This window comes from Blastococcus goldschmidtiae, from assembly GCF_031845325.1.
Classification (GTDB): domain Bacteria; phylum Actinomycetota; class Actinomycetes; order Mycobacteriales; family Geodermatophilaceae; genus Blastococcus; species Blastococcus goldschmidtiae.
This window is the reverse complement of record NZ_JAVREI010000006.1, coordinates 1-23,684: the sequence shown is the minus strand read 5'-3', so window position 1 is coordinate 23,684 and position 23,684 is coordinate 1. Positions and strand designations below refer to the sequence as shown.

The 23,684-nt window shown below is 73.5% G+C and carries 32 protein-coding genes and 1 tRNA gene; 11 read left to right on the top strand and 22 right to left on the bottom strand.

What is annotated here, in order from left to right; all coding sequences use genetic code 11:
• Positions 1-118: 118 nt before the first annotated feature.
• Positions 119-973 (bottom strand): aldo/keto reductase, encoded by an 855-nt coding sequence (locus RM425_RS10520; RefSeq protein ID WP_311345149.1) that lies wholly within the window; start codon positions 971-973, stop codon positions 119-121.
• A 61-nt stretch (positions 974-1,034) separates the two neighbouring features.
• On the opposite strand from RM425_RS10520, the gene RM425_RS10515 reads away from it, so the two are divergent.
• A complete protein-coding gene (locus tag RM425_RS10515) occupies positions 1,035-1,634 on the top strand; it encodes a histidine phosphatase family protein (RefSeq protein WP_311345148.1) in 600 nt (199 codons plus the stop codon).
• Here the strand turns inward: RM425_RS10515 and RM425_RS10510 are convergent.
• On the bottom strand, positions 1,612-2,760 hold the full coding sequence (locus tag RM425_RS10510) for an EAL domain-containing protein (RefSeq protein WP_311345147.1): 1,149 nt from the start codon (positions 2,758-2,760) through the stop codon (positions 1,612-1,614). The genes RM425_RS10515 and RM425_RS10510 overlap by 23 nt on opposite strands.
• A gap of 135 nt (positions 2,761-2,895) precedes the next feature.
• Between RM425_RS10510 and RM425_RS10505 the strand changes: the two genes are divergently transcribed.
• Complete coding sequence (locus RM425_RS10505; protein WP_311345146.1) at positions 2,896-3,516, top strand: TetR/AcrR family transcriptional regulator; 621 nt, start codon at positions 2,896-2,898, stop codon at positions 3,514-3,516.
• Between the two features lie 6 nt (positions 3,517-3,522).
• Here the strand turns inward: RM425_RS10505 and RM425_RS10500 are convergent, their stop codons facing one another.
• Both RM425_RS10500 and RM425_RS10495 read right to left on the bottom strand, forming a co-directional pair.
• On the bottom strand, positions 3,523-4,017 hold the full coding sequence (locus RM425_RS10500) for a DUF427 domain-containing protein (protein ID WP_311345145.1): 495 nt from the start codon (positions 4,015-4,017) through the stop codon (positions 3,523-3,525).
• A 4-nt stretch (positions 4,018-4,021) separates the two neighbouring features.
• Positions 4,022-4,306: a DUF3618 domain-containing protein gene (locus RM425_RS10495; protein ID WP_311345144.1), complete on the bottom strand. Its 285-nt coding sequence runs from the start codon at positions 4,304-4,306 to the stop codon at positions 4,022-4,024.
• Positions 4,307-4,393: 87 nt separating this feature from the next.
• On the opposite strand from RM425_RS10495, the gene RM425_RS10490 reads away from it, so the two are divergent.
• Together RM425_RS10490 and RM425_RS10485 are read left to right on the top strand one after the other, a co-directional pair.
• Positions 4,394-4,474: transfer RNA gene (locus RM425_RS10490), tRNA-Leu, on the top strand.
• Positions 4,475-4,653: 179 nt separating this feature from the next.
• Positions 4,654-5,286, top strand: a complete 633-nt coding sequence (locus RM425_RS10485) for a hypothetical protein (RefSeq protein ID WP_311345143.1) — start codon at positions 4,654-4,656, stop codon at positions 5,284-5,286.
• A 212-nt stretch (positions 5,287-5,498) separates the two neighbouring features.
• Here the strand turns inward: RM425_RS10485 and RM425_RS10480 are convergent, their stop codons facing one another.
• Positions 5,499-6,419, bottom strand: a complete 921-nt coding sequence (locus RM425_RS10480; RefSeq protein WP_311345142.1) for a DUF6910 family protein — start codon at positions 6,417-6,419, stop codon at positions 5,499-5,501.
• A gap of 106 nt (positions 6,420-6,525) precedes the next feature.
• On the opposite strand from RM425_RS10480, the gene RM425_RS10475 reads away from it, so the two are divergent.
• Positions 6,526-6,714 (top strand): hypothetical protein, encoded by a 189-nt coding sequence (locus tag RM425_RS10475; protein WP_311345141.1) that lies wholly within the window; start codon positions 6,526-6,528, stop codon positions 6,712-6,714.
• A 3-nt stretch (positions 6,715-6,717) separates the two neighbouring features.
• On the opposite strand, the gene rdgB is transcribed toward RM425_RS10475, so the two are convergent.
• Both rdgB and rph read right to left on the bottom strand, forming a co-directional pair.
• Entirely contained in the window at positions 6,718-7,329 is a 612-nt protein-coding gene (gene rdgB, locus RM425_RS10470; protein ID WP_311345140.1) for an RdgB/HAM1 family non-canonical purine NTP pyrophosphatase, read from the bottom strand.
• Positions 7,326-8,066 carry a ribonuclease PH gene (gene rph, locus RM425_RS10465; protein WP_311345139.1) on the bottom strand — a complete coding sequence of 247 codons (741 nt, stop codon included), beginning with the start codon at positions 8,064-8,066 and terminating at the stop codon, positions 7,326-7,328. Before rph ends, rdgB begins: the two co-directional genes overlap by 4 nt.
• A gap of 99 nt (positions 8,067-8,165) precedes the next feature.
• Here rph and RM425_RS10460 point away from each other — a divergent pair, with 99 nt between their 5' ends.
• From RM425_RS10460 to RM425_RS10450, 3 genes are read left to right on the top strand one after another with little or no spacing between them, the layout of a single operon-like run.
• The gene (locus RM425_RS10460; RefSeq protein ID WP_311345138.1) at positions 8,166-8,570 is read left to right on the top strand and encodes a YjbQ family protein; all 405 of its coding nucleotides are present in this window, start codon (positions 8,166-8,168) and stop codon (positions 8,568-8,570) included.
• Positions 8,571-8,615: 45 nt separating this feature from the next.
• Entirely contained in the window at positions 8,616-9,110 is a 495-nt protein-coding gene (gene bcp / locus RM425_RS10455; protein WP_311345137.1) for a thioredoxin-dependent thiol peroxidase, read from the top strand.
• A gap of 22 nt (positions 9,111-9,132) precedes the next feature.
• Complete coding sequence (locus RM425_RS10450; RefSeq protein WP_311345136.1) at positions 9,133-9,681, top strand: GNAT family N-acetyltransferase; 549 nt, start codon at positions 9,133-9,135, stop codon at positions 9,679-9,681.
• Positions 9,682-9,690: 9 nt separating this feature from the next.
• On the opposite strand, the gene RM425_RS10445 is transcribed toward RM425_RS10450, so the two are convergent.
• The 10 genes from RM425_RS10445 to RM425_RS10400 all read right to left on the bottom strand — a co-directional run bounded on the left by RM425_RS10445 (position 9,691) and on the right by RM425_RS10400 (position 17,514).
• On the bottom strand, positions 9,691-10,281 hold the full coding sequence (locus RM425_RS10445; RefSeq protein WP_311345135.1) for a QsdR family transcriptional regulator: 591 nt from the start codon (positions 10,279-10,281) through the stop codon (positions 9,691-9,693).
• A 67-nt stretch (positions 10,282-10,348) separates the two neighbouring features.
• Positions 10,349-11,224, bottom strand: coding sequence for an alpha/beta hydrolase family protein (locus RM425_RS10440; protein WP_311345134.1), 876 nt, complete (start codon positions 11,222-11,224; stop codon positions 10,349-10,351).
• 309 nt (positions 11,225-11,533) lie between these two features.
• Complete coding sequence (locus tag RM425_RS10435; protein WP_311345133.1) at positions 11,534-12,490, bottom strand: DNA polymerase domain-containing protein; 957 nt, start codon at positions 12,488-12,490, stop codon at positions 11,534-11,536.
• 130 nt (positions 12,491-12,620) lie between these two features.
• Positions 12,621-13,088, bottom strand: coding sequence for an NUDIX hydrolase (locus RM425_RS10430; protein ID WP_311345132.1), 468 nt, complete (start codon positions 13,086-13,088; stop codon positions 12,621-12,623).
• Positions 13,089-13,215: 127 nt separating this feature from the next.
• Positions 13,216-13,959, bottom strand: a complete 744-nt coding sequence (locus tag RM425_RS10425; protein WP_311345131.1) for an MBL fold metallo-hydrolase — start codon at positions 13,957-13,959, stop codon at positions 13,216-13,218.
• The gene (gene murI, locus RM425_RS10420; RefSeq protein WP_311345130.1) at positions 13,956-14,780 is read right to left on the bottom strand and encodes a glutamate racemase; all 825 of its coding nucleotides are present in this window, start codon (positions 14,778-14,780) and stop codon (positions 13,956-13,958) included. The genes RM425_RS10425 and murI overlap by 4 nt, the downstream gene beginning before the upstream one ends.
• Before the next feature lie 13 nt (positions 14,781-14,793).
• The gene (locus RM425_RS10415) at positions 14,794-15,534 is read right to left on the bottom strand and encodes a 3-keto-5-aminohexanoate cleavage protein (RefSeq protein WP_311345129.1); all 741 of its coding nucleotides are present in this window, start codon (positions 15,532-15,534) and stop codon (positions 14,794-14,796) included.
• 34 nt (positions 15,535-15,568) lie between these two features.
• A complete protein-coding gene (locus tag RM425_RS10410; protein WP_311345128.1) occupies positions 15,569-16,519 on the bottom strand; it encodes a PLP-dependent cysteine synthase family protein in 951 nt (316 codons plus the stop codon).
• 53 nt (positions 16,520-16,572) lie between these two features.
• Positions 16,573-16,851: a MoaD/ThiS family protein gene (locus RM425_RS10405; protein WP_311345127.1), complete on the bottom strand. Its 279-nt coding sequence runs from the start codon at positions 16,849-16,851 to the stop codon at positions 16,573-16,575.
• A 177-nt stretch (positions 16,852-17,028) separates the two neighbouring features.
• Positions 17,029-17,514, bottom strand: a complete 486-nt coding sequence (locus RM425_RS10400; protein ID WP_311345126.1) for a M67 family metallopeptidase — start codon at positions 17,512-17,514, stop codon at positions 17,029-17,031.
• A 97-nt stretch (positions 17,515-17,611) separates the two neighbouring features.
• Here RM425_RS10400 and RM425_RS10395 point away from each other — a divergent pair, with 97 nt between their 5' ends.
• Positions 17,612-17,965, top strand: coding sequence for a hypothetical protein (locus RM425_RS10395; protein WP_311345125.1), 354 nt, complete (start codon positions 17,612-17,614; stop codon positions 17,963-17,965).
• On the opposite strand, the gene RM425_RS10390 is transcribed toward RM425_RS10395, so the two are convergent.
• Positions 17,904-18,404: a DUF2017 family protein gene (locus RM425_RS10390; RefSeq protein ID WP_311345124.1), complete on the bottom strand. Its 501-nt coding sequence runs from the start codon at positions 18,402-18,404 to the stop codon at positions 17,904-17,906. The two genes, RM425_RS10395 and RM425_RS10390, sit on opposite strands and share 62 nt — an antisense overlap.
• Before the next feature lie 58 nt (positions 18,405-18,462).
• Positions 18,463-18,759, bottom strand: coding sequence for an ATP-dependent Clp protease adapter ClpS (gene clpS, locus RM425_RS10385; RefSeq protein WP_311345123.1), 297 nt, complete (start codon positions 18,757-18,759; stop codon positions 18,463-18,465).
• 59 nt (positions 18,760-18,818) lie between these two features.
• On the opposite strand from clpS, the gene RM425_RS10380 reads away from it, so the two are divergent.
• A complete protein-coding gene (locus RM425_RS10380; RefSeq protein ID WP_311345122.1) occupies positions 18,819-20,126 on the top strand; it encodes a nicotinate phosphoribosyltransferase in 1,308 nt (435 codons plus the stop codon).
• A 133-nt stretch (positions 20,127-20,259) separates the two neighbouring features.
• Positions 20,260-20,826, top strand: a complete 567-nt coding sequence (locus RM425_RS10375) for an isochorismatase family protein (RefSeq protein WP_311345121.1) — start codon at positions 20,260-20,262, stop codon at positions 20,824-20,826.
• 12 nt (positions 20,827-20,838) lie between these two features.
• Here the strand turns inward: RM425_RS10375 and RM425_RS10370 are convergent, their stop codons facing one another.
• The 3 genes from RM425_RS10370 to RM425_RS10360 form a co-directional block, all read right to left on the bottom strand.
• Positions 20,839-21,606 carry a class I SAM-dependent methyltransferase gene (locus RM425_RS10370; RefSeq protein ID WP_311345120.1) on the bottom strand — a complete coding sequence of 256 codons (768 nt, stop codon included), beginning with the start codon at positions 21,604-21,606 and terminating at the stop codon, positions 20,839-20,841.
• A complete protein-coding gene (serB, locus tag RM425_RS10365) occupies positions 21,603-22,904 on the bottom strand; it encodes a phosphoserine phosphatase SerB (protein WP_311345119.1) in 1,302 nt (433 codons plus the stop codon). Before serB ends, RM425_RS10370 begins: the two co-directional genes overlap by 4 nt.
• 163 nt (positions 22,905-23,067) lie before the next feature.
• A partial coding sequence (locus RM425_RS10360; protein ID WP_311345118.1) for a cytochrome c oxidase subunit I occupies positions 23,068-23,684 on the bottom strand: 617 nt, incomplete at its 5' end.

The following is a 23,684-nucleotide window of genomic DNA, read 5'->3' as shown; positions in this document are numbered from 1 at the left end:
GCGACACCGCGACCAATGGCCCACACCGGCGCCGAGGCCGCTCGGCCCGAATGCGACGAACTGGTGGCCATCAGGCTTCGATGGCCACCAGTCCGTCGCACTCGGGAGCGGAGCGGGATCAGGCCAGCGCGTCCAGGCGGGTCATGTCCTCGTCGGAGAGGGTCACGCGCGCCGCACCGAGGTTCTCGGTCAGGTGGTCGACGGACTTGGTGCCGGGGATCGGGAGGATGACCGGCGACTTCTGCAGCAGCCAGGCCAGCGCCACCTGGGACGGCGTGGCGTCGAGCTCGCGGGCGATGTCGGCGACCGGGCTGTCGGGCGAGGCCAGGTCGCCGGTCGCGATCGGGAACCACGGGATGAAGGCGATGCCCTCGGCGGTGGCGTAGTCCAGCACGTCCTGGCTCTGCCGGTTGGTGAGGTTGTAGAGGTTCTGCACGCTGACGATCTCGGTGATCTCCCGCGCGGCCCTCAGCTCCTCCACCGACACCTCGGAGACGCCGATGTGCCGCACCTTGCCCTGCTCCTTGAGCTCGGCGAAGGCGCCGAGCTGGTCGGCCAGCGGCACCTCGGCGTCGATGCGGTGCAGCTGGATCAGGTCGATCCGCTCGAGCTTCAGGTGGCGCAGCGAGAGCTCCACCTGCTGCTTGAGGTACGCCGGCCGGCCGACCGGCGTCCAGATGCCGGGGCCCTGGCGGGTCAGCCCCGCCTTGGTCGCGATGACCAGACCGTCGGCGTAGGGGTGCAGCGCCTCGGCGATGATCTGCTCGCTGACCTCGGGGCCGTAGGAGTCGGCGGTGTCGATGAAGTCGACGCCCTGCTCGACCGCGGCCTGCACGACGCGGACGGCGGCGGCGCGATCGGCCGGCTCGCCCCAGACGCCGGGGCCGGGGAGCTGCATCGCGCCGTAGCCGAGCCGGTGCACGGGGAGGTCCCCGCCGAAGGTGAACGTATCGCTGAGCTGTGCGGTGGTCATGCCTGCGGCCAGCGCGGCAGCCCCCGCGCGTGTTCCCGGCCGGGCGTGTTCGATGGGCGGCGTGAGCGACGGGGACCGGGTCGGGCAGATCGTCGTCCTGCGGCACGGGCAGACGGAGTGGAGCCGCAGCGGCCAGCACACCGGGACGACGGACCTCCCGCTGCTGCCCGAGGGCGAGGAGCAGGCGCGGTCCCTGCGCGCAGCGCTGGCCGGCCGTGCGTTCGTCGAGGTGCGGGTCAGCCCGCTGCAACGGGCCCGGCGCACCGCGGAGCTCGCCGGCCTGGCGGTCACCGACGTCGAGCCGGACCTCGTGGAGCTCGACTACGGCGGCTTCGAGGGCCGGACCACGGCCGAGATCAGCGCGGACCTCGGGCGGACGTGGTCGATCTGGCGGGACGGGACGGCCGACGCCGAGGTCCCCGGCGAATCACTGGCCGACGTGGGCGCCCGCGTGGACCGGGTGCTGGACCGGGCCCGCGCCCGGCTGACCGACGGCGACGTCGCCCTGGTGGCGCACGGGCACGTGCTGCGGGTGCTCACCGCCCGCTGGCTCGGTCTGGAACCGGCCGCCGGGGCACTGTTCGCGCTGCCCGCCGGGCGCTACGGCGTGCTCGGCCACGAGCACCGGCGGCCGGTGCTCACCGGCTGGGCGCTGGGCTGACGCCGGCCGGGCGGCTCAGCGGGACCGGGTGGACCGGCTGGAAGCGGCTGTCCTCCTCCTCGGGCGGCCGCTCGGGCCGCACGGGGCGACCGAACAGCCAGCCCTGGCCGAGGTCGGCACCCAGCTCGGCGACCTGCTCGGCCAGCTCCTCGGTCTCGATCCCCTCGGCGACGACGACGGCGCCGAGCTCGTGGGCGAGGTCGGTCACGGCCTTCAGCACCGTGCGGGCGCCCTCGTCGGGCAGCCCCTGCACCAGCCCCTTGTCCAGCTTGACCACCTCGGGCCGGACGGCGGCCAGCAGTGACAGGCTCGAGTAGCCGGCGCCGACGTCGTCGAGCGCGACCCGCCAGCCCAGCGACCGGTAGTGCTCGAGCACGGAGACGAGGTGCCCGCGGTCGGCGATGGCGTGGGACTCGACGACCTCGAAGACGAACTGCTCCGGCGCCAGCCCGGAGGCGTGCGCCACCTGCTCGGTGCTGGCCAGGCAGACCTGGGCCCGGTAGATCGACGTCGGGTTGACATTGATGAACAGGTCGTCGCCGCCGAGCCAGGGCGCCGCCCCGGTGATGGCCGACTCCCGGCCGATGCGGTCGAGCCGGGCCAGCCAGCCGGCCGACTCGGCGACGAAGAACAGGTCGCCTCCGCCCACCTCCCGGCCGTCGACGAAGCCACGCAGCAGCGCCTCGTGCGCGACGACGGAGCGGTCGGCGAGCCTGACGATCGGCTGGTACGCCGACCAGAACTCGGCCTCGGCCAGGACGCCGACCTCGACGGTCACGCCGCGCCGGGCGAGCTCGACGGCGAGACTGGGCGCCGTCAGCAGGGCGGCGGTGCGCGCCTCCCCGTCCTCGGGCGGGTCGGTGGCCACGCGGACCGCCTCGAGCTCCGCGGCGGTGAGGTCGCGGGCGAGCCGCTGGAAGAGCCGGTCGATGCCGCGGCCGCCCTTGGGGTCGACGACGTCGACCAGGTGCGGCGCTGTGCTGACATCCAGGTTCAGCGACTTCGCGGTGCGCGAGACGGTCGGCAGGACGTGGCCGATGGCGGTCGCCAGCAGCACGCGAGCGGCCGCGCCGGGCACGTCCCAGTGCGAGCGGCAGCTGCAGACGCCCCCGCAGATGGTTCCCACGCGAGCAGGATGACCCACCCGGCGCCCGAGCGCACGAGGCGCGCGGCACGTCCGGCCACCTCCACCGGGTGACTCACCGCCGATTCACAGCTGAGGGTCAGGAGTTCCGAGACTTGAGTCCCTTAAGATTCTGGGATGTCCGTTCTCTCCGCACCCGACGTCCGTCCCAGTCGTGGCGGCCGGCCGCGCGATCCCAGCCGGGACGGCGTCATCCGCGCCGCCATCCTGCGGCTGCTGGCCGACGTCGGCTACGGCGCGCTGACCATGGACGCCGTAGCGGCGGAGGCCGGGGTCGGCAAGGCGACCATCTACCGGCGCTGGCGCACCAAGGAGGAGCTGGTCGTCGACACCGTCTCCGACCTCAACGCCGAGCAGGCGAGCACCCCGGACACCGGATCGCTGGAGGGTGACCTGCGTCAGCTGCTGCGCTCGATGGTGGCCCTGGTGAACGGCCCGGCCGGGGCGGCGATCCAGGCACTGCTCTCCTCGATGCAGCACCAGCCCGCCCTGGCCGCGGCGTTCCGGGCCGGCCCGCTCGCCGCGTGGCAGACCGCGTTCCGCGAGACGTGGGCGCGCGCCGAGCAGCGCGGCGACCTGCCGGCGGGCCTCGTCGGCACGCCCGTCACCGACGCGATCGGCGCCCCGCTCGTCCAGCGCTGGCTGGCCAGCGGGCAGCCGGTGGACGACGCCTACGCCGACGCGGTCCTCGACATGGTCGCGCTCCCGCTGTTGCGGGCCCACGGAGCGACGGTCTGAGCTCGGCTACCAGCCCAGCGTTCCGGGCGCACCCTTGAAGGGGCCGACGACCTCGTCGGTGATCCAGCCTCCGTAGAAGTCGCCCGGCTGCGGGCGGACGAGCTCACCGTCGACGGTGACGCGGTCGAGCCGGCCCGGGTAGAAGGCGACCGCGCCGGCCAGGTGCTCGTAGCCCGGGGTCGGCTGCTCGTAGGACCAGCCCACCGAGGGCACCCGCCGGTCATCGACGACGACGTCCCAGTAGGTCGCCTGGCCCTTCCACTCGCACCACGACCCGACCGAGCCGCGCGCCAGCAGCTCGTCGGCGAGGTCCTCGCGTGGCACGTAGTAGGTCGGCGGGTGGCTGGTCTCGCAGACCCGGATCGCCCGCCGGGTGTCACCTAGCACCCGCCCCCCGACCTCCAGCACGACGTGCCGCGGCGTCACCAGGGCAGAGGGCGGCCGCGGGTAGTCCCAGACGGACTCCTGGCGCGGGCCGACGGGATCGCGACGGACCGGCAACTGTTCAGCGCCTCCGGGGACGGATCTCCCGGACCACGACGCCGCGGCGGACCTTCCGCTCCTGGCCCCGGTGCCGGACCTTCTGCACCACGACGAGCGTCGCGAGCAGGCCGACAGCACCGGCAGCGGCCATCCCCGCAGGGGTCTGCAGCCAGCGCACGACGGCGTCCTGGCCCTTGGCGCGCAGGCGCGTGGGGCTCGTCCGGTAGGTCAGCTGGTCCAGCGTGGCGGCCAGCGACTCGCGGGCGGCGTCGATCTCCAGCTGGATCTGTCGGGGGTCGCGAGGCACCCCGACAGCCTGCCAGACGTCGCCGGAGTCAGCTCATCCACCAGCCGGCGTTCATCCTGCGGAGGTGCTCCTAGACTCCGGGACCACGCGGGAGTGGTGTAACGGCAGCCACGCCAGACTTAGGATCTGGTGCCTTCGGGCGTAGGGGTTCGACTCCCCTCTCCCGCACAGTGCGTCTCCCCGAGAGCGCGTGGACCACCGCCTGGGACTGCTCCTGGGAGGGCTCGGCGGCTCATCCCGGAGCCATCCGTGCGTCTCGTCGACGCCTCGCACGGAACACCTCACCCGTGCGAAGTCCGAGAGAGCCGTGGGTGTCCTCCGTCCGTTGGCACTACTACCATCCGCGCATGGGAGCGACCTTCGAGAGAACGGCTGTGCTCGTCCTCACGGGCGTGCTCGTCCTCGCCACCGGATGCAGCTCCCCCGGAGCATCCGGCTCCCCCGAAGCATCCGGCTCCCCCGAAGCAACCGGCTCCCCCGAAGCAACCGGCTCCCCCGAAGCAACCGGCTCCCCCGAAGCAACCGGCTCCCCCGAAGCAACCGGCTCCCCCGAAGCAACCGGCTCCCCCGAAGCAACCGGCTCCCCCGAAGCATCCGGCTTCCCCGAAACACCCGGCTTGGCCGTGTTCGACCAGCCCGCAACGCCCGAGGACGCCCTCCCTGAGCGCGTCCGTCTCTTGGGGGACTACGAGAACACCCGCTACATCGGCGAGGCGGGCGACGCCCGGGTCTATGCCGCCCAGGGGCCGGCCGACGAGCCGTGGTGCGTCCTCGTCGTGCTCACCGCGCCCGGGGAATGGATGGTGGGCCCGGCGTGCGCCGGCGACGAGCAGTTCGCCGAGCGCGGCGTCCGCGGCGACGCGCGCGGCGCACAGGGACAACGGGGCGAAGCTTGGCTGCTGCCGGACGACTTCGAGGGTGAGCTTCCGGACGGCTGGGACATCGTCGAGCCGAATCTGGCCGTACCGATCGCTTCGTAGCTGGGCCGCGAGGCCCGCCCCCTAGCCGGCGGCGACCAGGGCTCGGGAGGCGCGGACGACACCGGGTGCACGCTGCCCACGACCGTCACGTGCTGGCGCCGTTCCCGGATCTGGCGCACCGCGCCGGGCAGGGCCGGTCCCAGCGGCGCGGAACCGGGCCCGGAACAGCTCGGGCGTGTCCTGACCAGGCCGCGCGGAGACCGTCGCTGACCTCACGCGAGCTCGACGCGGAGCTCCAGCTCGGCCGAGGGGGCCTCGGGGTCGTCGTCGTCCACCACGGCCAGCAGGTGCACGGTGCCACCGTCGACGGAGCGCAACGCCAGCCCCTCCACCTTGTGCACGTGGCCGTCGACCTCGGGCACCGGGGCGACCGCCACGACCGTCCCGCCGTCCACCAGCGCCAGCGCGGTGGCGACCACCGGGCCGTCGTCGATCGCGTTGGGAGTGTCCTCCGCCGCGGCGCTCAGCAGCATCCGGCCGTCCGGCAGCGCGACGGCGTCGGTCACCGCCAGCCCCACTCCCTCGACCTCGCCCAGGTCGTAGCGCCACGGCTGCCCGACCGGGACCGACGCCGGGTCCATGCGGCCCAGCACCGCCGCCACCAGTGCCTCCAGCGGGAGGTCGACGCTGGACGACGGCACGCCCGCGGCCAAGTTGCCCCGGTTGAACCATCGCACGCGGTCCTCGTGCTGCCCGGCGCCCTCCAGGTTCAGCTCGTCCATCGTCACGCCCAGCCGGCCGGCGGCGTGCTCGTAGAGCGGCGCCAGGTCTCCGGCGGTGGCCACGGGCGTCCCGTCCACCAGCCGCACCAGGACACCGCGCATGCGCCGGGGCGAGGACCCGGAGCCGAGCAGCAGCACCGCCGGCTCGCCGTCGACCTCCGCCGGGCACGCCACCTCGAGGTCGGGCTTGAGGCCCTTGGTCCCCGCGGCCTCGGAGAACCGGTCCAGGCCCTCCACCGGCGGGAGCACCCGCACCGACGTCACCGAGTCGGACCTGCGCCAGGCGGCGAAGGTGGCGTCGTCCTGCGCGATGAGCCATCCGTCGCCCAGCGGCGCGATCGCCGAGGCCGCCGTCACCGGTGTGCCGTCGTCGAACGACAACCGTCGGGACCCGTCCACGACCAGCCGCATGCCTTCACTGTGCCGGGCGGGCGGCATCCCTGCACCGTCACCCTTCGGGGTGAGGAGCTCCGGCCTCCACTCGAACGCGGGCACCAGCACGCCGACCGCTACGGGTATGAGCAACTGCGCCACCGCCGTCGGACGCCGTCGCGCGCCGGAAGGGGCGGACGTCCTGGAGAGGATCGCCTCCCTGGCCGACGTGGACCGCCGCGGCCGACACGCGGAGCCCGCCGACGACCTGCCGATCTACGAGTCCCTGCGCGACGAACTGGCCGCCGTCGACTGGTTCAGCCTCGGCCGCTGAACCTCAGCGTGCGCCGACCACCTCGGCGATGACCGGGACGAGCGCCGCGAACGCCTGCCCGCGGTGGCTCCGCGCGTCCTTCTCCCCCGGCGACAGCTGCGCCGACGTCACCTCCAGGCCGTCCGGCACGAAGACGGGGTCGTAGCCGAACCCGCCCGTGCCACGGCCCTCGCGGATCACCGTGCCCCGCCACTCCCGCTCCAGCACCCGCTCCGTGCCGTCGGGCAGGACCAGAGCCGCGGCGCACACGAACGCCGCACCCCGCCGGCCGTCGGGCACGTCGGTGAGCTGCGCCAGGAGCAGCGCGGTGTTCGCCGCGTCGTCCCCGTGCCGGCCCGCCCAGCGCGCCGACAGGACCCCGGGCATGCCGTTCAGCGCGTCCACGGTCAGCCCGGAGTCGTCCGCCACGGCCGCCAGCCCGGTGTGACGCACCGCCTCGCGCGCCTTCAGCAGCGCGTTCTCCGTGAAGGTCGCGCCGGTCTCGGGCGCCTCCGGGTACTCCTCGACGTCGGCCAGCCCGACGACCTCCACACCGGGCACGGCGGAGTGCAACAGCCGCCGCAGCTCGGCGAGCTTGCCCGCGTTGCGGGTGGCCAGCAGCAGCCGGGTGCTCATCGCGCGAGTGCGGCGGCCTGCAGCCGGGTCAGCTCGGCGCAGCCGGCCACGGCGAGGTCCAGCAGCGCGTCGAGGGTCGGCCGGTCGAACACCGCACCCTCCGCGGTCCCCTGCACCTCGACGAACCCGCCGTCGCCGGTGCACACCACGTTCATGTCGGTGCCGGCGCGCACGTCCTCCTCGTAGGGCAGGTCGAGCCGGGGCTCGCCGTCGATCACGCCGACGCTGACGGCGGCCACCGACTGCACCAGCGGCTGCGCACGTGCGAGCTTCCCGCGTTCCCCCAGCCAGGAGACGGCGTCGGCGAGGGCGACGTAGGCGCCGGTGATGGCCGCGGTGCGCGTCCCGCCGTCGGCCTGGAGGACGTCGCAGTCGATGGCGATGCTGTTCTCGCCGAGCGCGCCCAGGTCGATCGAGGCGCGCAGCGAGCGGCCGATGAGCCGGCTGATCTCGTGCGTCCGGCCGCCGATCTTGCCCCGGACCGACTCGCGGTCGCTGCGGGTGTGGGTCGCGCGGGGCAGCATCGAGTACTCGGCGGTCACCCACCCCAGGCCCGAGCCCTTGCGCCAGCGCGGCACGCCCTCGGTCACGCTCGCCGCGCACAGCACGCGGGTGCGGCCGAACTCCACCAGCACCGAGCCCTCGGCGTGGTCGAGCCAGTTGCGCGTGATCGTGACCGGTCGGAGCTGGTCGGCCGTGCGGCCGTCGGCGCGGGACGTGGATCGAGGCTCAGTCACGGGAGCCGACAGTAGTGCGCGGCCGTCGTGCCGCCACGCCGAGCGGGCTCCGTGACGGTCACGAGGCAGCGGCGGCGGCGAGCAACGAGGATCGACGTCATGAGATCGGAGCTGCGTGCCGTCCGGACCGGAGGCGTCCCCGTGGTCGTGGACCTGACCGACGAGTGCGCCGAGTTCGTCCGCGACGAGACCGACGGGCTGCTGCACGTCTTCGTCCCGCACGCCACCGCCGGCATCGCCCTCATCGAGACGGGGTCGGGCAGCGACGACGACCTGCTGGCCCAGCTCGACCAGTTCCTCCCCCGCGACGACCGCTGGCGGCACCGCCACGGCAGCGCAGGGCACGGCCGCGACCACGTGCTGCCGGCGTTCGTGCCCCCGCACACCGTCGTCCCCGTGCTCGAGGGCCTGATGCAGCTCGGCACCTGGCAGCGCATCTGCCTGGTCGACACCAACACCGACAACCACCAGCGGCAGGTGCGCTTCTCGTTCCTCCCCGGCTGACCACCCGGTGCACTCCGTACACGTCCACACGGCAGGATGCGCGACATGACCGACAGCAGCACCGACACGGCACCCGTCCGCCTCACCCCCGGCGAGCCCGCCCCGGAGTTCACGCTGCCCGACGCCGACGGCACGCCGGTGTCGCTGTCGTCCTACCGGGGGCGGCGCGTGATCGTGTACTGCTACCCGGCGGCGCTGACCCCGGGCTGCACCACGCAGGCCGTCGACTTCACCGCCTCGGCCGGCGACCTCGCCGAGGCGGGCCTGGACATCATCGGCATCTCCCCCGACCCCGCGGAGAAGCTGATCCGGTTCCGGGAGAAAGAGGACCTGGGCATCACGCTGGTCTCCGACGAGGACAAGCAGGTGCTCACCGCCTACGGCGCCTTCGGGCCAAAAAAGCTGTACGGGAAGCAGGTCGTCGGCGTCATCCGCTCGACGTTCGTCATCGACGCCGAGGGACGGATCGAGAAGGCCTCCTACAACGTCAAGGCCACCGGGCACGTCGCCAAGCTGCGCCGCGACCTCGGCCTCGACTGAGCCGCGGCCCGGGTTGCCCGAGGTGATCCTTCCCCCGTGGCCCGCGGTGGCACCGGCGCACGGCGACGTCGTCCTCCGGCGGTTCACCGAGGACGACGCCGCGCTGGTCCGGGAGCTGTCCTCGGACCCGTACGTGCCGCTGATCAGCACGGTTCCGGCCGCTGCCACCCGCGAGCAGGCCCTGGACTGGATCGACCGCAACCAGCGCCGGCGGGAGGACGGCGTCGGCTTCTCCTTCGCCGTCGCCGTGGCGTCCACCGGGCGGGCAGTCGGGCAGGTCGGCCTGTGGCTGGCCGAGCTGCCCTCCGGCCGGGCCTCGGTCGGGTACCTCGTGGCACCGGGTTCCCGGGGGCGCGGGTTCGCCGGTTCCGCGCTGGCCGCCGTCACGGCCTTCGCCTGGACCGTGCCCGGCCTGCACCGCGTGCAGCTGTTCGTGGAGCCGTCGAACGAGGCGTCCGTCCGCACCGCCCGGGGCGCGGGCTACGAGCCGGAGGGGCTGCTGCGCAGCTACCGGGAGATCGGTGGACGGCGCCGCGACATGCTGATCTTCGGGGCCGTGCGCGAGGGCTGAGCCCCGGCGTCAGCCCTGGTCGAAGCGGAGGACGCTGCTGACGAGGGCGTCCATGACCGTGGTCGCCGTCTTGAGGTCGGGTGTCCGGGCGGCCAGCACGTCGGAGTAGAGGAACGACTCGCCGAGCCGGACCACGGCGAGGGCGAGCAGCGGAACGGGCATCTGCGGCGCGAACGCGTGCTCGTCGACGTCCCGCTGGAACAGCGACGTGTAGGCCTCGACCATCCGCGGGTGGACCAGGCCCTGGGGATCGGTGAGCACCCGGATGGCCATCGCAGGCTCCTCGTCGAGCAGCCGCTGCAAGGAAGGGGAGGTACCGAGCGCGAAGCGGAATTCCTCGCTGACCGCCAGGCAGCGCAGCCGACCGCCCGGATCCGTGTCCGCCGGCCGCGCGTCGTGCTCGCGCTGGATCCGGATCAGCGTGCGGGCGCCGAGGTGAGCGAGCGCCTCCCCGAGGATCGCGTCCCGGTTGCCCGCGCGGCGGAACAGCGTCGCCCGTGAGATGCCGAGCTCGGCGGCCAGGGTGCCGGTGTCCAGCCGCCGGCCGTGCAGGAGCATCCCCGCCGCCGCGCGGACGATCTCGTCGTGAGGCCCCGTCACGTTCGCAGCGTAGGACAGCGGGGCGGGCTCCGAACCGCTCGGAGCCCGCCCCCTCAGTGCCCCTGACTCACATGGGGCAGGTGGCGCGGTAGTCCGAGATGCTCCCGAAGTAGGAGACCGACGGCCCCGGGCAGAGGAACTGGGTGTACCGGGTGTCGTCGTCCACGAACCGCTTCAGCCAGGCGATGGAGCTCGACGCGATGTCGGTGTTCGGGCTGTTGGGCGCGAAGTGGCTCGCGTCGTTCAGCTCGAGGTAGGCCCGCTCCGGAGCGTTGGTCAGGTTGTCGTAGAACGGGATGGAGTGGCTGCTGACCGGCGCCACGCTGTCGTTCTCCGCGCCGATCACCAGGGTGGGCGTACGGACCTCGGGCCAGGTCTTGTCGGTGTTCCAGCCGGTCAGCGGGATGGCCGCCTGCAGGGAGGGCCGGTCCTTGGCCGCCTCGAGCGCACCGCCGCCGCCCATGGAGTGACCCATCACGGCCAGCCGGCTCCCGTCCACGCGGGAGCGGACCGAGCTGGAGCCGGTCAGGTAGTCCAGCGCGGCCAGCAGCTGGTCACCGCGGGCGGCCGGCTGGTCGTAGCGGGAGTTGGTGTTGAAGGTGATGACGACGAAGCCCTGCGAGGCGATCCGCGGGCCCAGCCAGGCGATCGTCGACTCCGACGCGGTGTACCCGGGCGAGATGGCCACGCCGCCGAACGTGCCCGCCGTCGTGGTCGTCGGGTAGTAGATGGTGGCCGAGCCGAAGCCGGGGGTGTACCAGTTCGACACCGACGTCGAGGAGACGGCGAACGAGCCGCGCTCGGCGCTGATGCTGGCCTGGGTGGGTGCGGGGCCCCGCCACCAGGACGGGTCGGCGGAGGCGGGGATCGACGTGGCGACGACCGTCGCCAGCGCGAGGGCGAGCGCCGCGAGGGCGCGCGCCACCAAGCGAGGAAGGGGCACGGTGGACCTTTCGGAGGAGTGCCGCGACCGAGGCCGACGGCGACCGAGGGAGGAATGCGCCGACGCACCGGGCCCGGTATGTGATGCACATCACCGTCGACGCCGCGTCAACGTAGCGTCACGGTCTGCGGCCGCGCAACACTTCCGGCGAACGTTTCAGAACACGCTGATCGACCGCCTTCGCGGAGGGTCAGCCGGCCCCATCCGGCTGCCTCGCGGGATGGACGCCGACCCCGCAGTCGACGGCGCACCTGGCTGCCACACCGCGCGGTCGCTGCCGCACCGCACGGTCGGGGACACCCGACGGGGTCAGCCGTCCGCGCCGTCCTCCCGCTGCGCGGCCGCGCGCTTGCGGCGCTTGCCCTCGTGCATCGCCTGCACCCGGGCGACCGGGATCGTGTGCCCCTCGGCAACCAGGTCGGCCGGCAGGTGCTGGGGCCCGGGCAGCGCCTCCGCCCACGGATCGGCGTCCCCCAGCAGCGCAGGCGCGGTCGTCACGGTGAAGTCCGCGGGCCGCACCTCCCCGAGCCGGTCCCACGGAACCGGGAAGGAGACCGGCAGCCCGGGTCGGATGCGCGGGCTGTACGCGGCGACGACGGTGCCCTGCCCCGACCGCGTCGAGTCGACGAAGACCCGGCCGCCGCGGTCCTCCCTGAGGTAGGCGGTCGTGGCCCGCTCCGGGTCCAGCGCAGCGGTGCGTGCCGCCAGCGCGCGCGTGGCGGCGGCGACGTCCTCGAACGACGAACCGGCCACCGGGACGACGACGTGCACGCCCTTCGACCCGCTCGTCTTCACCGCCCCGGCCAGGCCGGCCCCCTCCAGCGCCCGGCGCACGAGTCCGGCCACGGCGACGACCGCCGCGAAGTCCGCGCCCTCCGGGGGGTCGAGGTCGAGCACCAGCCCGGTCGGCTCGGGCTCGCCCGCGCAGAAGTTGGGCACGTGGAACTCGACGGTCCGCTGGTTGGCCAGCCAGATCAGGGTCCGGCGGTCGTCGCAGAGCACCTGGTGCACCTCGCGGTGCGCGCCGGCCGCCCAGACCGGCACGGTGCCGACCCACTCCGGCGCGCCCTTGCTCACGTTGCGCTGCATGAACGGCGCCTGCCCGGGGCGCACCCGCATGACCGAGAGCGGTCGCCCCGCAAGCCCCGGGACCATGCGGTCGGCGACGGCCGCGAGGTAGCTGACCAGGTCGCCCTTGGTCACGCCGAGCCCGTCGCCCAGCGGTGCGTCCAGGCTGCTCAGGGCGACGCCGTCCAGCTCCTCCATGCGAGTCACCGTTGCGCGCCCGCGCCCATCCGGCAACCGGCCAGGCAGGAGGCCCGCTGACCGGGTGCGGCCCCCTGGCGCATCGGCGTCGCCCACGGCCGTCCCGGCCGGTCGCGGCGGCCGGCAGGCCCTACCGAGCGCCTCCCCGGTCGGCGAGGCTGCGCACCCAGGCGACCGACTCGCTGGGATACAGGGCGATCGTCTCGTCCTCGTCGCTCATCCGGCGCCAGACCACCGGCAGGACGGTGCCATCGATTTCGGTGAGAAAGCCATCGGTACGCGGAGGGAGCGGATCCAGCCGTCCGACGTAGAGGAACACGATCTCGTGGCCGAGCGTCCCGTCGATGTGAAAGATGTTCTCGACCGTGGCGAGGAAGGCGAGGTCCCGGATGGCCGCGCCGAGTTCTTCCTGCACCTCGCGCACGATGGCGTCACGGTGCGGCTCACCCGGTTCGACGCTTCCACCGATCAGCCGGTGGTAGCCGTCAGGATTCTCCCTCGTCGGCGGATTGAGACTGACCGCGTGAGCCGTCAGGTCGTCGTTCGGGGCGATCAGCATGGGCTTGACCCGGATATGGGAGCGGTCGACCCTCGTCACGCGCGGCACTCTGCCAGGACCGCGCGACAGGTGCAGCGGGCATCGCGGCGAGGAGCTATGGGTTCCCGTCATCGGGGAGATCCGGCCAACCGCCCGGGCTCGGGCTCGGCTGACCTGGGACACCCGGTCAGATCTCGTACACGCCGGCGGGCTGGACGAGCTCGGTCTCGGAGAACACCGAGCTGGCGGCGAACAGCTGCCCGATCCGGTCGACCCACGCGGGGATGTGGGTGAGCAGCAGCCTGCCCACGCCGGCCGCGGCCGCGTGCTCGGCCGCCTGGCGGCCGGTCAGGTGCAGCCCCGGTGGCTGGTCGGGGTCGTTGTCGGGGTGCGCGGCCTCGGCGAGGAGCACGTCGGCGCCCCGGGCCAGCTCGATGACGCGGTCGCTGACGCCGGTGTCACCGGTGTAGACCAGCGACCGGCCCCCCGCGGTGAGCCGGATCGCGTAGGTCTCGATCGGGTGCGCGGTGCGCGCCAGCTCCACCTGGAACGGGCCGATCGTCAGAGCGCCAGGACCCACCGGCACGAAGTCGAAGACGTCGGAGAGCCCGTCGCCGTCCAGGTCGTAGGCCAGTGCCAACCGGCGTTCCGCACCCACCGGCGCGTACAGCGGGACCAGCCGGCCCGGCGACCGCTTGGAGTACCGGTGCCACACGACGAACGGCGCGACGTCCAGGCAGTGGTCGGCGTGCAGGTGGGAGAGGAAGACGGCGTCCACCGTGCCCGGGTCGATCAGGCCCTGGAGCGCGCCGAAGGACCCGTTGCCGAGGTCGAGCACCAGCCGGAAGCCCTCGTGCTCGACCAGGTAGCTCGACGCCGGGGAGCCGGGGCCGGGGCCGCTGCCCGAGCACCCCACGATGGTCAGCTTCATGCCGCGCCCACCGCGCCGGCGCGCAGCACCGAGCCGACCTCGGGTCCGAGGAACCTGCGCCCCAGCCGGGCGAAGGGTTCGGGATCGCCGGTGGCGAGGAAGGCGTGCTGCGGAGGTGCTGCCTCCTCGCGCAGCTGCCCGCTGCGGGTCAGCACCCGGTAGACGTCCTTGGCGGTCTCCTCCGCGCTGGAGACGAGCGTGACGTCGTCGCCCAGCACCAGCGAGAGGACGCCGGTCAGCAGCGGGTAGTGCGTGCAGCCGAGGACGACGGTGTCCACCCCCGCGGCCAGCAGAGGGTCGAGGTAGGACTGCGCCAGCCCCAGCAGCTGCCGGCCGCTGGTCACCCCCCGCTCGACGAAGTCGACGAAGCTCGGGCAGGCCGCGCTGGTGACCGTGATGCCGGGCACCGCCGCGAAAGCGTCCTCGTAGGCGCCGCTGGTGACGGTGGCCTGCGTGCCGATGACGCCGATCCGCCCGCTGCGCGTGGCGGCGGTCGCCCGGCGGACCGCGGGGAGCACGACCTCGACGACCGGCACGTCGTACCGCTCCCGGGCGTCCCGCAGCGACGCGGCGCTGGCCGAGTTGCAGGCCACGACGAGCATCTTCACGCCGTCGGCGACCAGGTCGTCCATCACCGCGAGGGAGTGACGGCGCACCTCGGCGATCGGCAGCGGACCGTAGGGGCCGTTGGCGGTGTCGCCGATGTAGCGGATCGCCTCACCCGGCAACTGGTCCAGCACCGCCCGGGCGACGGTGAGCCCACCGACGCCCGAGTCGAAGATGCCGATCGGTGCGTCCGCACCCGGCTGCGTCGTCCCCATGTCGCCGGTCAGGCTAACCGCCCGCCCCGTCCACTGCCCGCACCGCGGCGACGATCGCGGTCGCGGCCGTCACCAGCGCGGCGTTGTCCGGGGCCGGCGCGCCGTCGGGGAGCGAGAGCACGTCCTCCAGCCCGATGCGGGTGTCGAGCCCGCGCCGCACCGCCGAGCGCAGCACCGGCCAGCAGCTGCTGCCCTCACCGTGGAGCAGCACAGGCCGGCCCTTCCCCACGGCGGCGAGCAGCCGTGCGGCCTCCGCCTCGGCAGCCGCGCCGTCCAGACCGTCGGGCAGCTCCAGCAGCACGCGCAGGCAGGAGTCGCGGTGCGGCGAGGCCTGCCAGGCAGCCACCCCCTCGAGGTGCCAGAGGCCGGCCTCGATCTGCACCCCGCGGTCCAGCAGCGCAGCGGCGACGTCGTCCGCGCCGTCCTCGTGCCAGTTCAGCGACGCGTGGTCCGGCAGCACCGTCCAGCGCCGGATCACCTCGACCCGCTCGCCGGGATCGGGCAGCGCCCAGGCGCCGGTGGTGACCCCGATCGGCACGCCGGGGACCGCCGCACGGACCGCGGTGACCACCTCGGCCACGTGGGCGGGGTGCAGGGAGTCCGCGCCGGCGTCGTCCTTGGGGTGCACGTGCAGCTCGCGGGCGCCGACGGCCACCACGGCCGCGGCATCGCGCGCCACCGCGGCGGGGCTCACCGGCAGCGCCGGGTGGTCACCGGGACGGCGCGGGCCGTTCGGGCAGGCCTGGATCAGCACGCGCGCAGCCTGGCACAGCCCACCGACGCTCAGCTCACGCCCAGAGCTGACCCTCCAGCGCGGCGGTGGCCTCGTCCAGCGTGCCGGCGTAGGCGCCCGTGGACAGGTACTTCCAGCCGCCGTCGCAGACGATGAACACGATGTCGGCCCTGCGCCCGGCCGCGACCTCCTTGTCGGCGATGCCGAGCGCGGCGTGCAGGATCGCGCCGGTCGAGATGCCGGCGAAGATCCCCTCGCGCTCCACCAGCTGGCGGGTGCGGTGGATCGCGTCGTCCGGGCCGACGGAGAACCGGGAGTCCAGCAGCGAGGCGTCGTAGAGCTCGGGGATGAACCCCTCGTCGATGTTGCGCAGGCCGTACACCAGCTCGCCGTACCGGGGCTCGGCGGCGATGACCTGGATCTCCGGCTTGTGCTCCCGGAAGTAGCGGGAGCAGCCCATCAGCGTGCCCGTCGTCCCGAGCCCGGCCACGAAGTGCGTGATCGACGGCAGGTCGGCCAGGATCTCCGGCGCCGTGCCGTCGTAGTGCGCCTGCGCGTTGGCCGGGTTGCCGTACTGGTACAGCATCACCCAGTCGTCGTGCTCGGCGGCGAGCTCCTTGGCCATGGCGACGGCCTGGTTCGAGCCGCCGGCCGCCGGCGAGGGAATGATCTGCGCGCCGTACATCTCCAGCAGCTGCCGGCGCTCCACCGAGGTGTTCTCCGGCATCACGCAGATCAGCCGGTACCCGCGCTGCCGGGCGACCATGGCCAGCGAGATGCCGGTGTTGCCGCTGGTCGGCTCCAGGATGGTCGCGCCGGGCTGCAGCCGCCCCTCCTTCTCCGCCGCCTCGATCATCTTGATCGCCGCGCGGTCCTTGATGGAGCCGGTGGGGTTGTGGTCCTCGAGCTTGGCCCACAGCCGGACGTCGGAGGTCGGCGACAGGCTGGGCAGCCCGACGAGCGGGGTGCCGCCGAGCGAGTCGACGAGGGAGGCGAAGCGGGCCATGGGAGCTCTTCCGGGACGGGGAGGGTGCGAGGTGGACCGGGCGGTGCGACCGGTCAGCAGCCGCCCGCGACCGCCGGGAGGATCGTCACCGAGTCGCCGTCCTTGACCTGGGTGTCCAGGGCGCCGGTGAAGCGCACGTCCTCGTCGTTGACGTAGACGTTGACGAAGCGGTGCAGCTTGCCCTCCTCGGTGACGAGGCGGTTCTTCAGGCCCGAGTGCTGCGTGTCGAGGTCGTCGATGAGCGCGGACAGGGTGTCCCCGCTGCCCTGGACGGTCTTGTTGCCGCCGGTGTGGGTGCGCAGGATGGTGGGGATCCGGACCTCGATGGCCATGGCGTGCGTTCTCCTCGGAGTGTGCGGCTGGTGGGGGCACGCTGCGCGAGCGGCAGCGACGTGGTGCGTCTAGCGGGCGCAACGCCCGGGCGCCGCGCGCGATTCCGCGCCGGCGGCGGCCCTCCTGCAGGGGCCCGCCGCGAGCCTGCGAGCGGTGGGGAGCAGGAGGGTCCTCTTTCAGTCGTAGACGACGGTGGTCGGCGAGTGGCCGAAGAGGTAGGACTCGACGATCTCGACCTCCTCCTCGCTCACCTCGCCGTCGACGATCCGGTAGCTGCGGAACTCGACCTCGTCGCCGGCCAGCCCCGTCTGCTTCTCGTGGTGCCGGGTGGAGACCAGCACGTAGTGCGTGCGCGGGTCCGCGGCCGGCCCGGACGCGTAGCCGACGTCGGTGCGCGACGGGTAGGCCTCGGTGGCCGTGTGCGAGTGATAGACGACGACCGGCCACTCGTCACGGTCGTCCATGTCCCGGTACAGCCGCAGCAGGTCGGCGGAGTCGAACTCGTAGAACGTCGGCGACCGCGCGGCGTTGAGCATCGGGACGAAGCGCTCCGGCCGCTCGCTGCCCTCGGGCCCGGCGACGACGCCACAGGCCTCGTCCGGGTGGTCCTCCCGGGCGTGGGCCACGATGGCGTCGTAGGTCGCGCGGTCGATGCGCAGCACGGGCTCAGTCTAGGCGTCCGCCGTTCCGGGTCCGGGACAGGGCCGGGAAGGGTGGCCTCGGCAACCATCGGGTGAACAACCGATACGGTCTGGACCCGTGTGGGATGACGCTCTGCTGATCGCCGGCGTGCTGCTGGCCGCGCTGCCCGCATTCGTCCTCGGCGCCCGGGGGATGTTCCGGCACCGCGGCTACGTCACCGGCGACCCGAACGACCGCGCTTCGGTCATCATCATGGTCACGATGCGGGCGCTGGTGCTGCTCCTGGTCCTGGCGCTGTCGTCCATCACCCTGATCTCCTGCATCGGCGCCCTGATCAAGGACGTCGAGCTGCACGGCCTGGTCTACGTCTTCTTCACCCTCGACCTGCTGCTAGCGGCCCTGGTGCTGCTCACCTTCGGCCGGAGCGACCCGCGACCAGCGCGTCGACGAGCGACCCCTGCACGGCGGTGAGCCAGTAGTAAACGGCCAGCTGCTGGTCGGTCTCGTCGGCCACCTCCTCCGGCGGTTCGGTGTCCTCGCTGATGTCCAGCCGGGTGCCCAGGGCCAGGCGCAGGTCGTCGCTGGTGCGCAGCCAGGCGGCGGCCTGCTCGACGTCCAGCCGGACCTCGCCGCCCTCGGCCGGTAGCGAGGCGCGCACGGTGGCCAGGTCGTCGGCCTTGGCGCTGCGCAGCGAGGCCTCGGTCAGCTCCCGGTAGTCGGCGGCCATCTCCGGGTCGGAGCGGTGCCCGACCGGGAACAGCCGGTCGAGCACCGGGTCGTCACCGACGTCGTCGAGGTCGGCGGAGAGCAGCTGCTCGAGCTGGTCCAGCAGCAGCCCGAGGATGCCCGCCTCGGCCGCCTCCAGGCGGGCGACCAGCTCACCGCTGCGCGCCGTGCGGAACGGTTTCACGACAGCTCCGCGCCGGCGACCGTCGGGTCGGCTCCACGCCGCGTCTCGCCCAGGGATGTCATGAGTCCCTCTGGTAGCTGGCCCACAGGCCGTAGGCGTGCAGCCGGCTGGTGTCGTGCTCCATGCGCTCGCGCGGGCCGGAGCTGACCACCGCCCTGCCGTCGTGGTGCACCTGCAGCATCAGCGCGGTGGCGGTCGGCTCGTCGTAGCCGAACAGCTCCTGCAGGACGAAGGTCACGTAGGTCATCAGGTTGACCGGGTCGTTCCAGACGATGGTGACCCAGGGACGGTCCAGCTCCCCGCGTTCCTCTTCCGTCGTCTCGGGGGTCCGAGTCGGAGCGAGCGGTCCGGCCACGCGTCCACCATAGGACGCCGATCTGCCCCGGTCCCGACGCCCGCCTAGGCTCCCCGATCATGGCTGTGGACACCGGGCTCACTCCCCCACCGGCCCCCGCGCTCTTCACCGACCGGTACGAGCTGACGATGGTCGCCGCGGCGCTGGCCGACGGCACCGCCGACCGGCAGTGCGTCTTCGAGGTCTTCGCCCGCCGGCTGCCCCACGGCCGCCGGTACGGCGTGCTGGCAGGCACCGGCCGGCTCCTGGAGGCCCTGCCGTACTTCCGGTTCGGCGACGGCGAGATCGCCGCCCTCCGCGAGCAGGGGCTCACCGACGCCCGCCTCCTGGACTGGCTGGCCGACTTCCGCTTCTCCGGCGACGTCGACGGCTACGCCGAGGGCGACCTCTACTTCCCCGGCTCCCCCGTCCTGACCGTGCGCGCGTCCTTCGCCGAGGGCGTGCTGCTGGAGACCCTCGCCCTGTCGGTGCTCAACCACGACAGCGCCATCGCCTCGGCAGCTGCCCGCATGATCTCGGCCGCCTGCGACCGGCCGTGCATCGAGATGGGGTCGCGCCGCACGCACGAGGAGGCCGCCGTCGCCGCCGCCCGGGCCGCGCACCTCGTCGGCTTCGCGACCAGCTCCAACCTGGAGGCCGGCCGGCGGTACGCGGTCCCCACCACGGGCACCAGTGCGCACGCGTTCACGCTGCTGCACGACGACGAGCGGTCCGCCTTCGAGGCGCAGGTGGCGGCCCTGGGCAAGGGCACGACGCTGCTCGTGGACACCTACGACGTCGAGCAGGGCATCCGGACGGCAGTCGAGGTCGCCGGCCCCGAGCTCGGGGGCATCCGCCTGGACTCCGGCGACCTGCCGACGCTGGCCACCCGCGCCCGCGAGCTGCTGGACGAGCTCGGGGCGACCGGGACCAGGATCGTGGTGACCAGCGACCTCGACGAATACGCGATCGCCGGCCTGGCCGCGGCACCGGTCGACGGCTACGGCGTCGGCACCTCGCTGGTCACCGGGTCGGGGGCGCCCACCGTCGGCATGGTCTACAAGCTGGTCGAGCGGGACGGCGTCCCGGTCGCGAAGCGGTCGGAGGGCAAGCGCTCGGTCGGCGGCCGCAAGTACGCCGTCCGCCGGCACGACGCCGACGGCGTGGCGACCGCCGAGGTGGTCACCGCCGACCCCGTCGCCGCGCGCCCGGGTGACCGTGACCTGCTCGTGCCGCTGGTGCGCGACGGCGAGATCTGCGACCCGGTCTCCCCTGCCGAGGCGCTGAGCCGGGCCAAGGCCCACCACCAGCGGGTCCGCGGGGCGCTGCCGCCGGAGGCGTTCGCGCTCTCCCGTGGCGAGCCCGCGATCGACACCGTGACCGTCTGAGGAAGGACCCCCAGAAGGACCTCGCTGCCCCCCACCACTCGCCAGCTCGTGGCGGGACCCTGCACCGAGGCCGTACGACCACTCGCACGCTCGTGGCGGTGCCCTGGACGGGGCCGACCGGCAGACTGCACAGATGGCCCGCGCCCTGATCGTCGTCGACGTGCAGAACGACTTCTGCGAGGGCGGGAGCCTCGCCGTCACCGGCGGGGCCGCGGTGGCCGCCGCGGTCACCGGGCACATGGCCGCGGGTGGGTACGACCACGTCGTCGCCACCCGGGACCACCACATCGACCCGGGGGCGCACTTCAGCGAGGCGCCCGACTTCGTCGACTCCTGGCCCCGGCACTGCGTCGTCGGCACCGAGGGGGTCGAGCTGCACCCGGCCCTGGACCGCGCGCCGATCGAGGCGGTCTTCGACAAGGGCGAGTACGCCGCCGCCTACTCCGGCTTCGAGGGGACGGCGGACGGCGTGGCGCTCGCCGAGTGGCTGCGGCGGCACGACGTGGACGCCGTCGACGTCGTGGGCATCGCAACCGACCACTGCGTGCGGGCCACCGCTCTGGACGCCGTCGCCAACGGGCTCACCACGCGCGTGCTGCTCGACCTCACCGCCGGCGTCTCGGAGGCCACCACCGAGGCAGCCCTCGACCAGCTCCGCACGGCCGGGGTCGAGCTGTCCGGAGACGTCTCCCGGGCCTGACCGCCGTCGCGCTCAGAGGTCGACGGTGACGACGCAGTACCCTTCGTCCAGGGCATCGGCCGCCAGCAGGTCCGCGTGCCTCCGCCGCCATGCACCGGAGCGCAGGTCGTCCTCCAGGCGCTGCAGACCCGCGCGGAGCGCCGTCGGCTCCGTCCGGGCCAGCATGGAGATGCCCGCGCGCACCTCCGCGTCGAGGTAGGCCTCCGGACGGCGCCAGTAGGCAGCGCCGAATCCGTCGGTGCAGTCGTGCGGCACCGGGACGGACCGGACGCGGGCCGCGGGACCGAGCAGCCGGAGCAGCTGCTCCACCGGCACAGCGTGGCGCGCATCAGTCTCCGCAGCAGCAGGCAGGTATTCCCGCAGCAGCCAGAACTCGGCCACCCGACCCGGCCACCAGGTGAAGAAGACCGCCCGTCGCCGTGCCACCCGCCGCATCTCGGCCACACCGGCGCCGACGTCGCTCCAGTGGTGGACCGTCAGCACGGCCAGCGCCGCGTCGACGGCTCGGTCCGGGAGGGGCAGCGCCTCGGCCACTCCCTGCACGACCGGCGCAGCACCGGCGGGCCGCTGATCGATCATCACGCGACTCGGTTCGACGGCCAGCACCGTCTGCAGGGGCTCGTAGGCGCCGGCGCCCGCCCCGACGTTGACCACGCTGTCCACCTCGCCGACGGCGGCGCGGATCGCGGCCGCGATCCGCGGATCGGGTCGGCGGGTGCGCCCGTACGTGCGACCGATCTCGTCGTAGAGCGCCGCCGGCGCACCGCGGTCCAGGGTCACGGCGCCGCGTCCAGGACCTCGTCCCTCGTGAAGCCGAGCACCTGCAGCACGGCGTCGAGATAGGGCTGGTTGAGCGCGGTGTGCGCCTGCTCCCGCACGAACGGCTTGGCGTTGAAGGCGATGCCCAGCCCCGCGGTGTTGAGCATGTCCAGGTCGTTGGCGCCGTCCCCGACGGCCACGGTCTGGTCCAGCGGGATGCCGTACTCCGCGGCGAACCGCGCCAGGGCACGCGCCTTGCCGGGCCGGTCCACGATCTCCCCCACCAGCCCGCCGGTGAGCTGCCCGTCGACGACCTCCAGGGTGTTGGCCGCCGCGAAGTCCAGGCCGAGGCTCTCCGCCAGCGGATCGGTGATCTGCGTGAAGCCGCCGCTGACGATGCCGCACCGGAAACCGAGGCGCTGGAGTGTCCGGATGAGCGTGCGCGCACCGGGGGTGAGCACGAGCGCCTCGCGGACCTCGTCGAGCACCTCGACCGGCAACCCGGCCAGGACGGCGACGCGCTTGCGCAGCGACTCCGCGAAGTCCAGCTCCCCGTTCATGGCGGCGGCGGTGATCCGGGCGACCTCGGCCGCGCGCCCGGCACGGGCCGCGAGCTCGTCGATCACCTCGCCCCGCACCAGCGTGGAGTCGACGTCGAGCACGATCAGCCGCTTGCTGCGCCGGGTCACCCCGACCCGCTCGACCGCGATGTCCGTACCGGTCGCGGCGGCGACCGATGCCAGCGCCGTCCGCAGGGCGGTGGCCTCCGCGCCCGACACGGTCAGCTCGAAGCTGGTGACCGGGTAGTCCGACAGCCGCCGGATGGCGTCGATGTTCCCACCGACCGCGGCGATGCCCTGCGCCGCGCCGGCGACCGCCTCGGGCGAGACGGGGCGGCCGAGCAGGATCACGTGGTGCGGGCGGCCGGCCGACACCGACGCCGGCCCGGCCGAGGCCGGCTCGACGTCCACCCGGAGACCAACGTCCGCGGCGACGGCGGCGGCGAGCGGGCCCAGGTGCTCCAGCAGCGCGTCCTGGTCCACCGCGGGCGCTCCGTCCGGGGAGACCACCCCGACGACGACGCCCAGGACCAGCTGCCCGTGGACCACCACCTGCTCGACGTCGAGCACCTCGAGGTCGGGCGCACCCCCGGCCAGTGCAGCGAACAGCCGCGCCGTCACACCGGGCCGGTCGCCACCGCTGACGGTGAGCAGGGCCCGGGCAGGGGTCACCTCCGAGGCCTCGGGCATCGGGGGCGCGGGGTTCGACGGCACGGGGTTCGACGGCACGGGGTTCGACGGCACGGGGTCCAGCGGCACGCCGTCATGGTGCCGCACCCGACCCGCCGCTCCGGCGGTAGCCCCCGACGACGACGGACGCCCCGCCGGCCGTGAGGCCGACGGGGCGTCCGATGTCGGGCTGGCCATCCTTCAGGGGCCCGCGCCGAGCGTGCGAGGCGTGGGGAGAAGGGTGGTCCTTCTGTTACGTGGGGTCGGGGTCGTTCGGCCCCTGGCGCTTCCCGGTGCCGGGGACCAGTTCGCTGACTCCGGCGTAGGGCTCGTGGCGCTTGCCGGCGTGGGCTTCGGCCTGGAGCCGGTCGGTGAGGTGGGGGTAGTGCGCCTCGAAGGCGGGGCGCTCGGAGCGGATGCGGGGGATCTCCACGAAGTTGTGCCGCGGGGGCGGGGAGGAGGTGGCCCACTCCAGGGAGTTGCCGTGGCCCCACGGGTCATCGCGCAGGGCGAGCTTGCCGTACTTCCAGGACCGCACCACGTTGTAGATGAAGGGGATCACCGAGGCGCCGAGCACGAAGCTGAAGATGGTGGAGATCATGTTCAGCGTGGTGAAGGTGTCGGTGGGCAGGTAGTCCACGTAGCGGCGCGGCATGCCCTCGTTGCCCAGCCAGTGCTGCACCAGGAACGTGCCGTGGAAGCCGATGAAGGTCAGCCAGAACTGCAGCTTGCCCAGCCGCTCGTCCATCATCCGGCCGCACATCTTGGGGAACCAGAAGTAGATGCCGGCGTAGGCGGCGAACACCACGGTGCCGAACACCACGTAGTGGAAGTGGGCGACCACGAAGTAGCTGTCCGAGACGTGCCAGT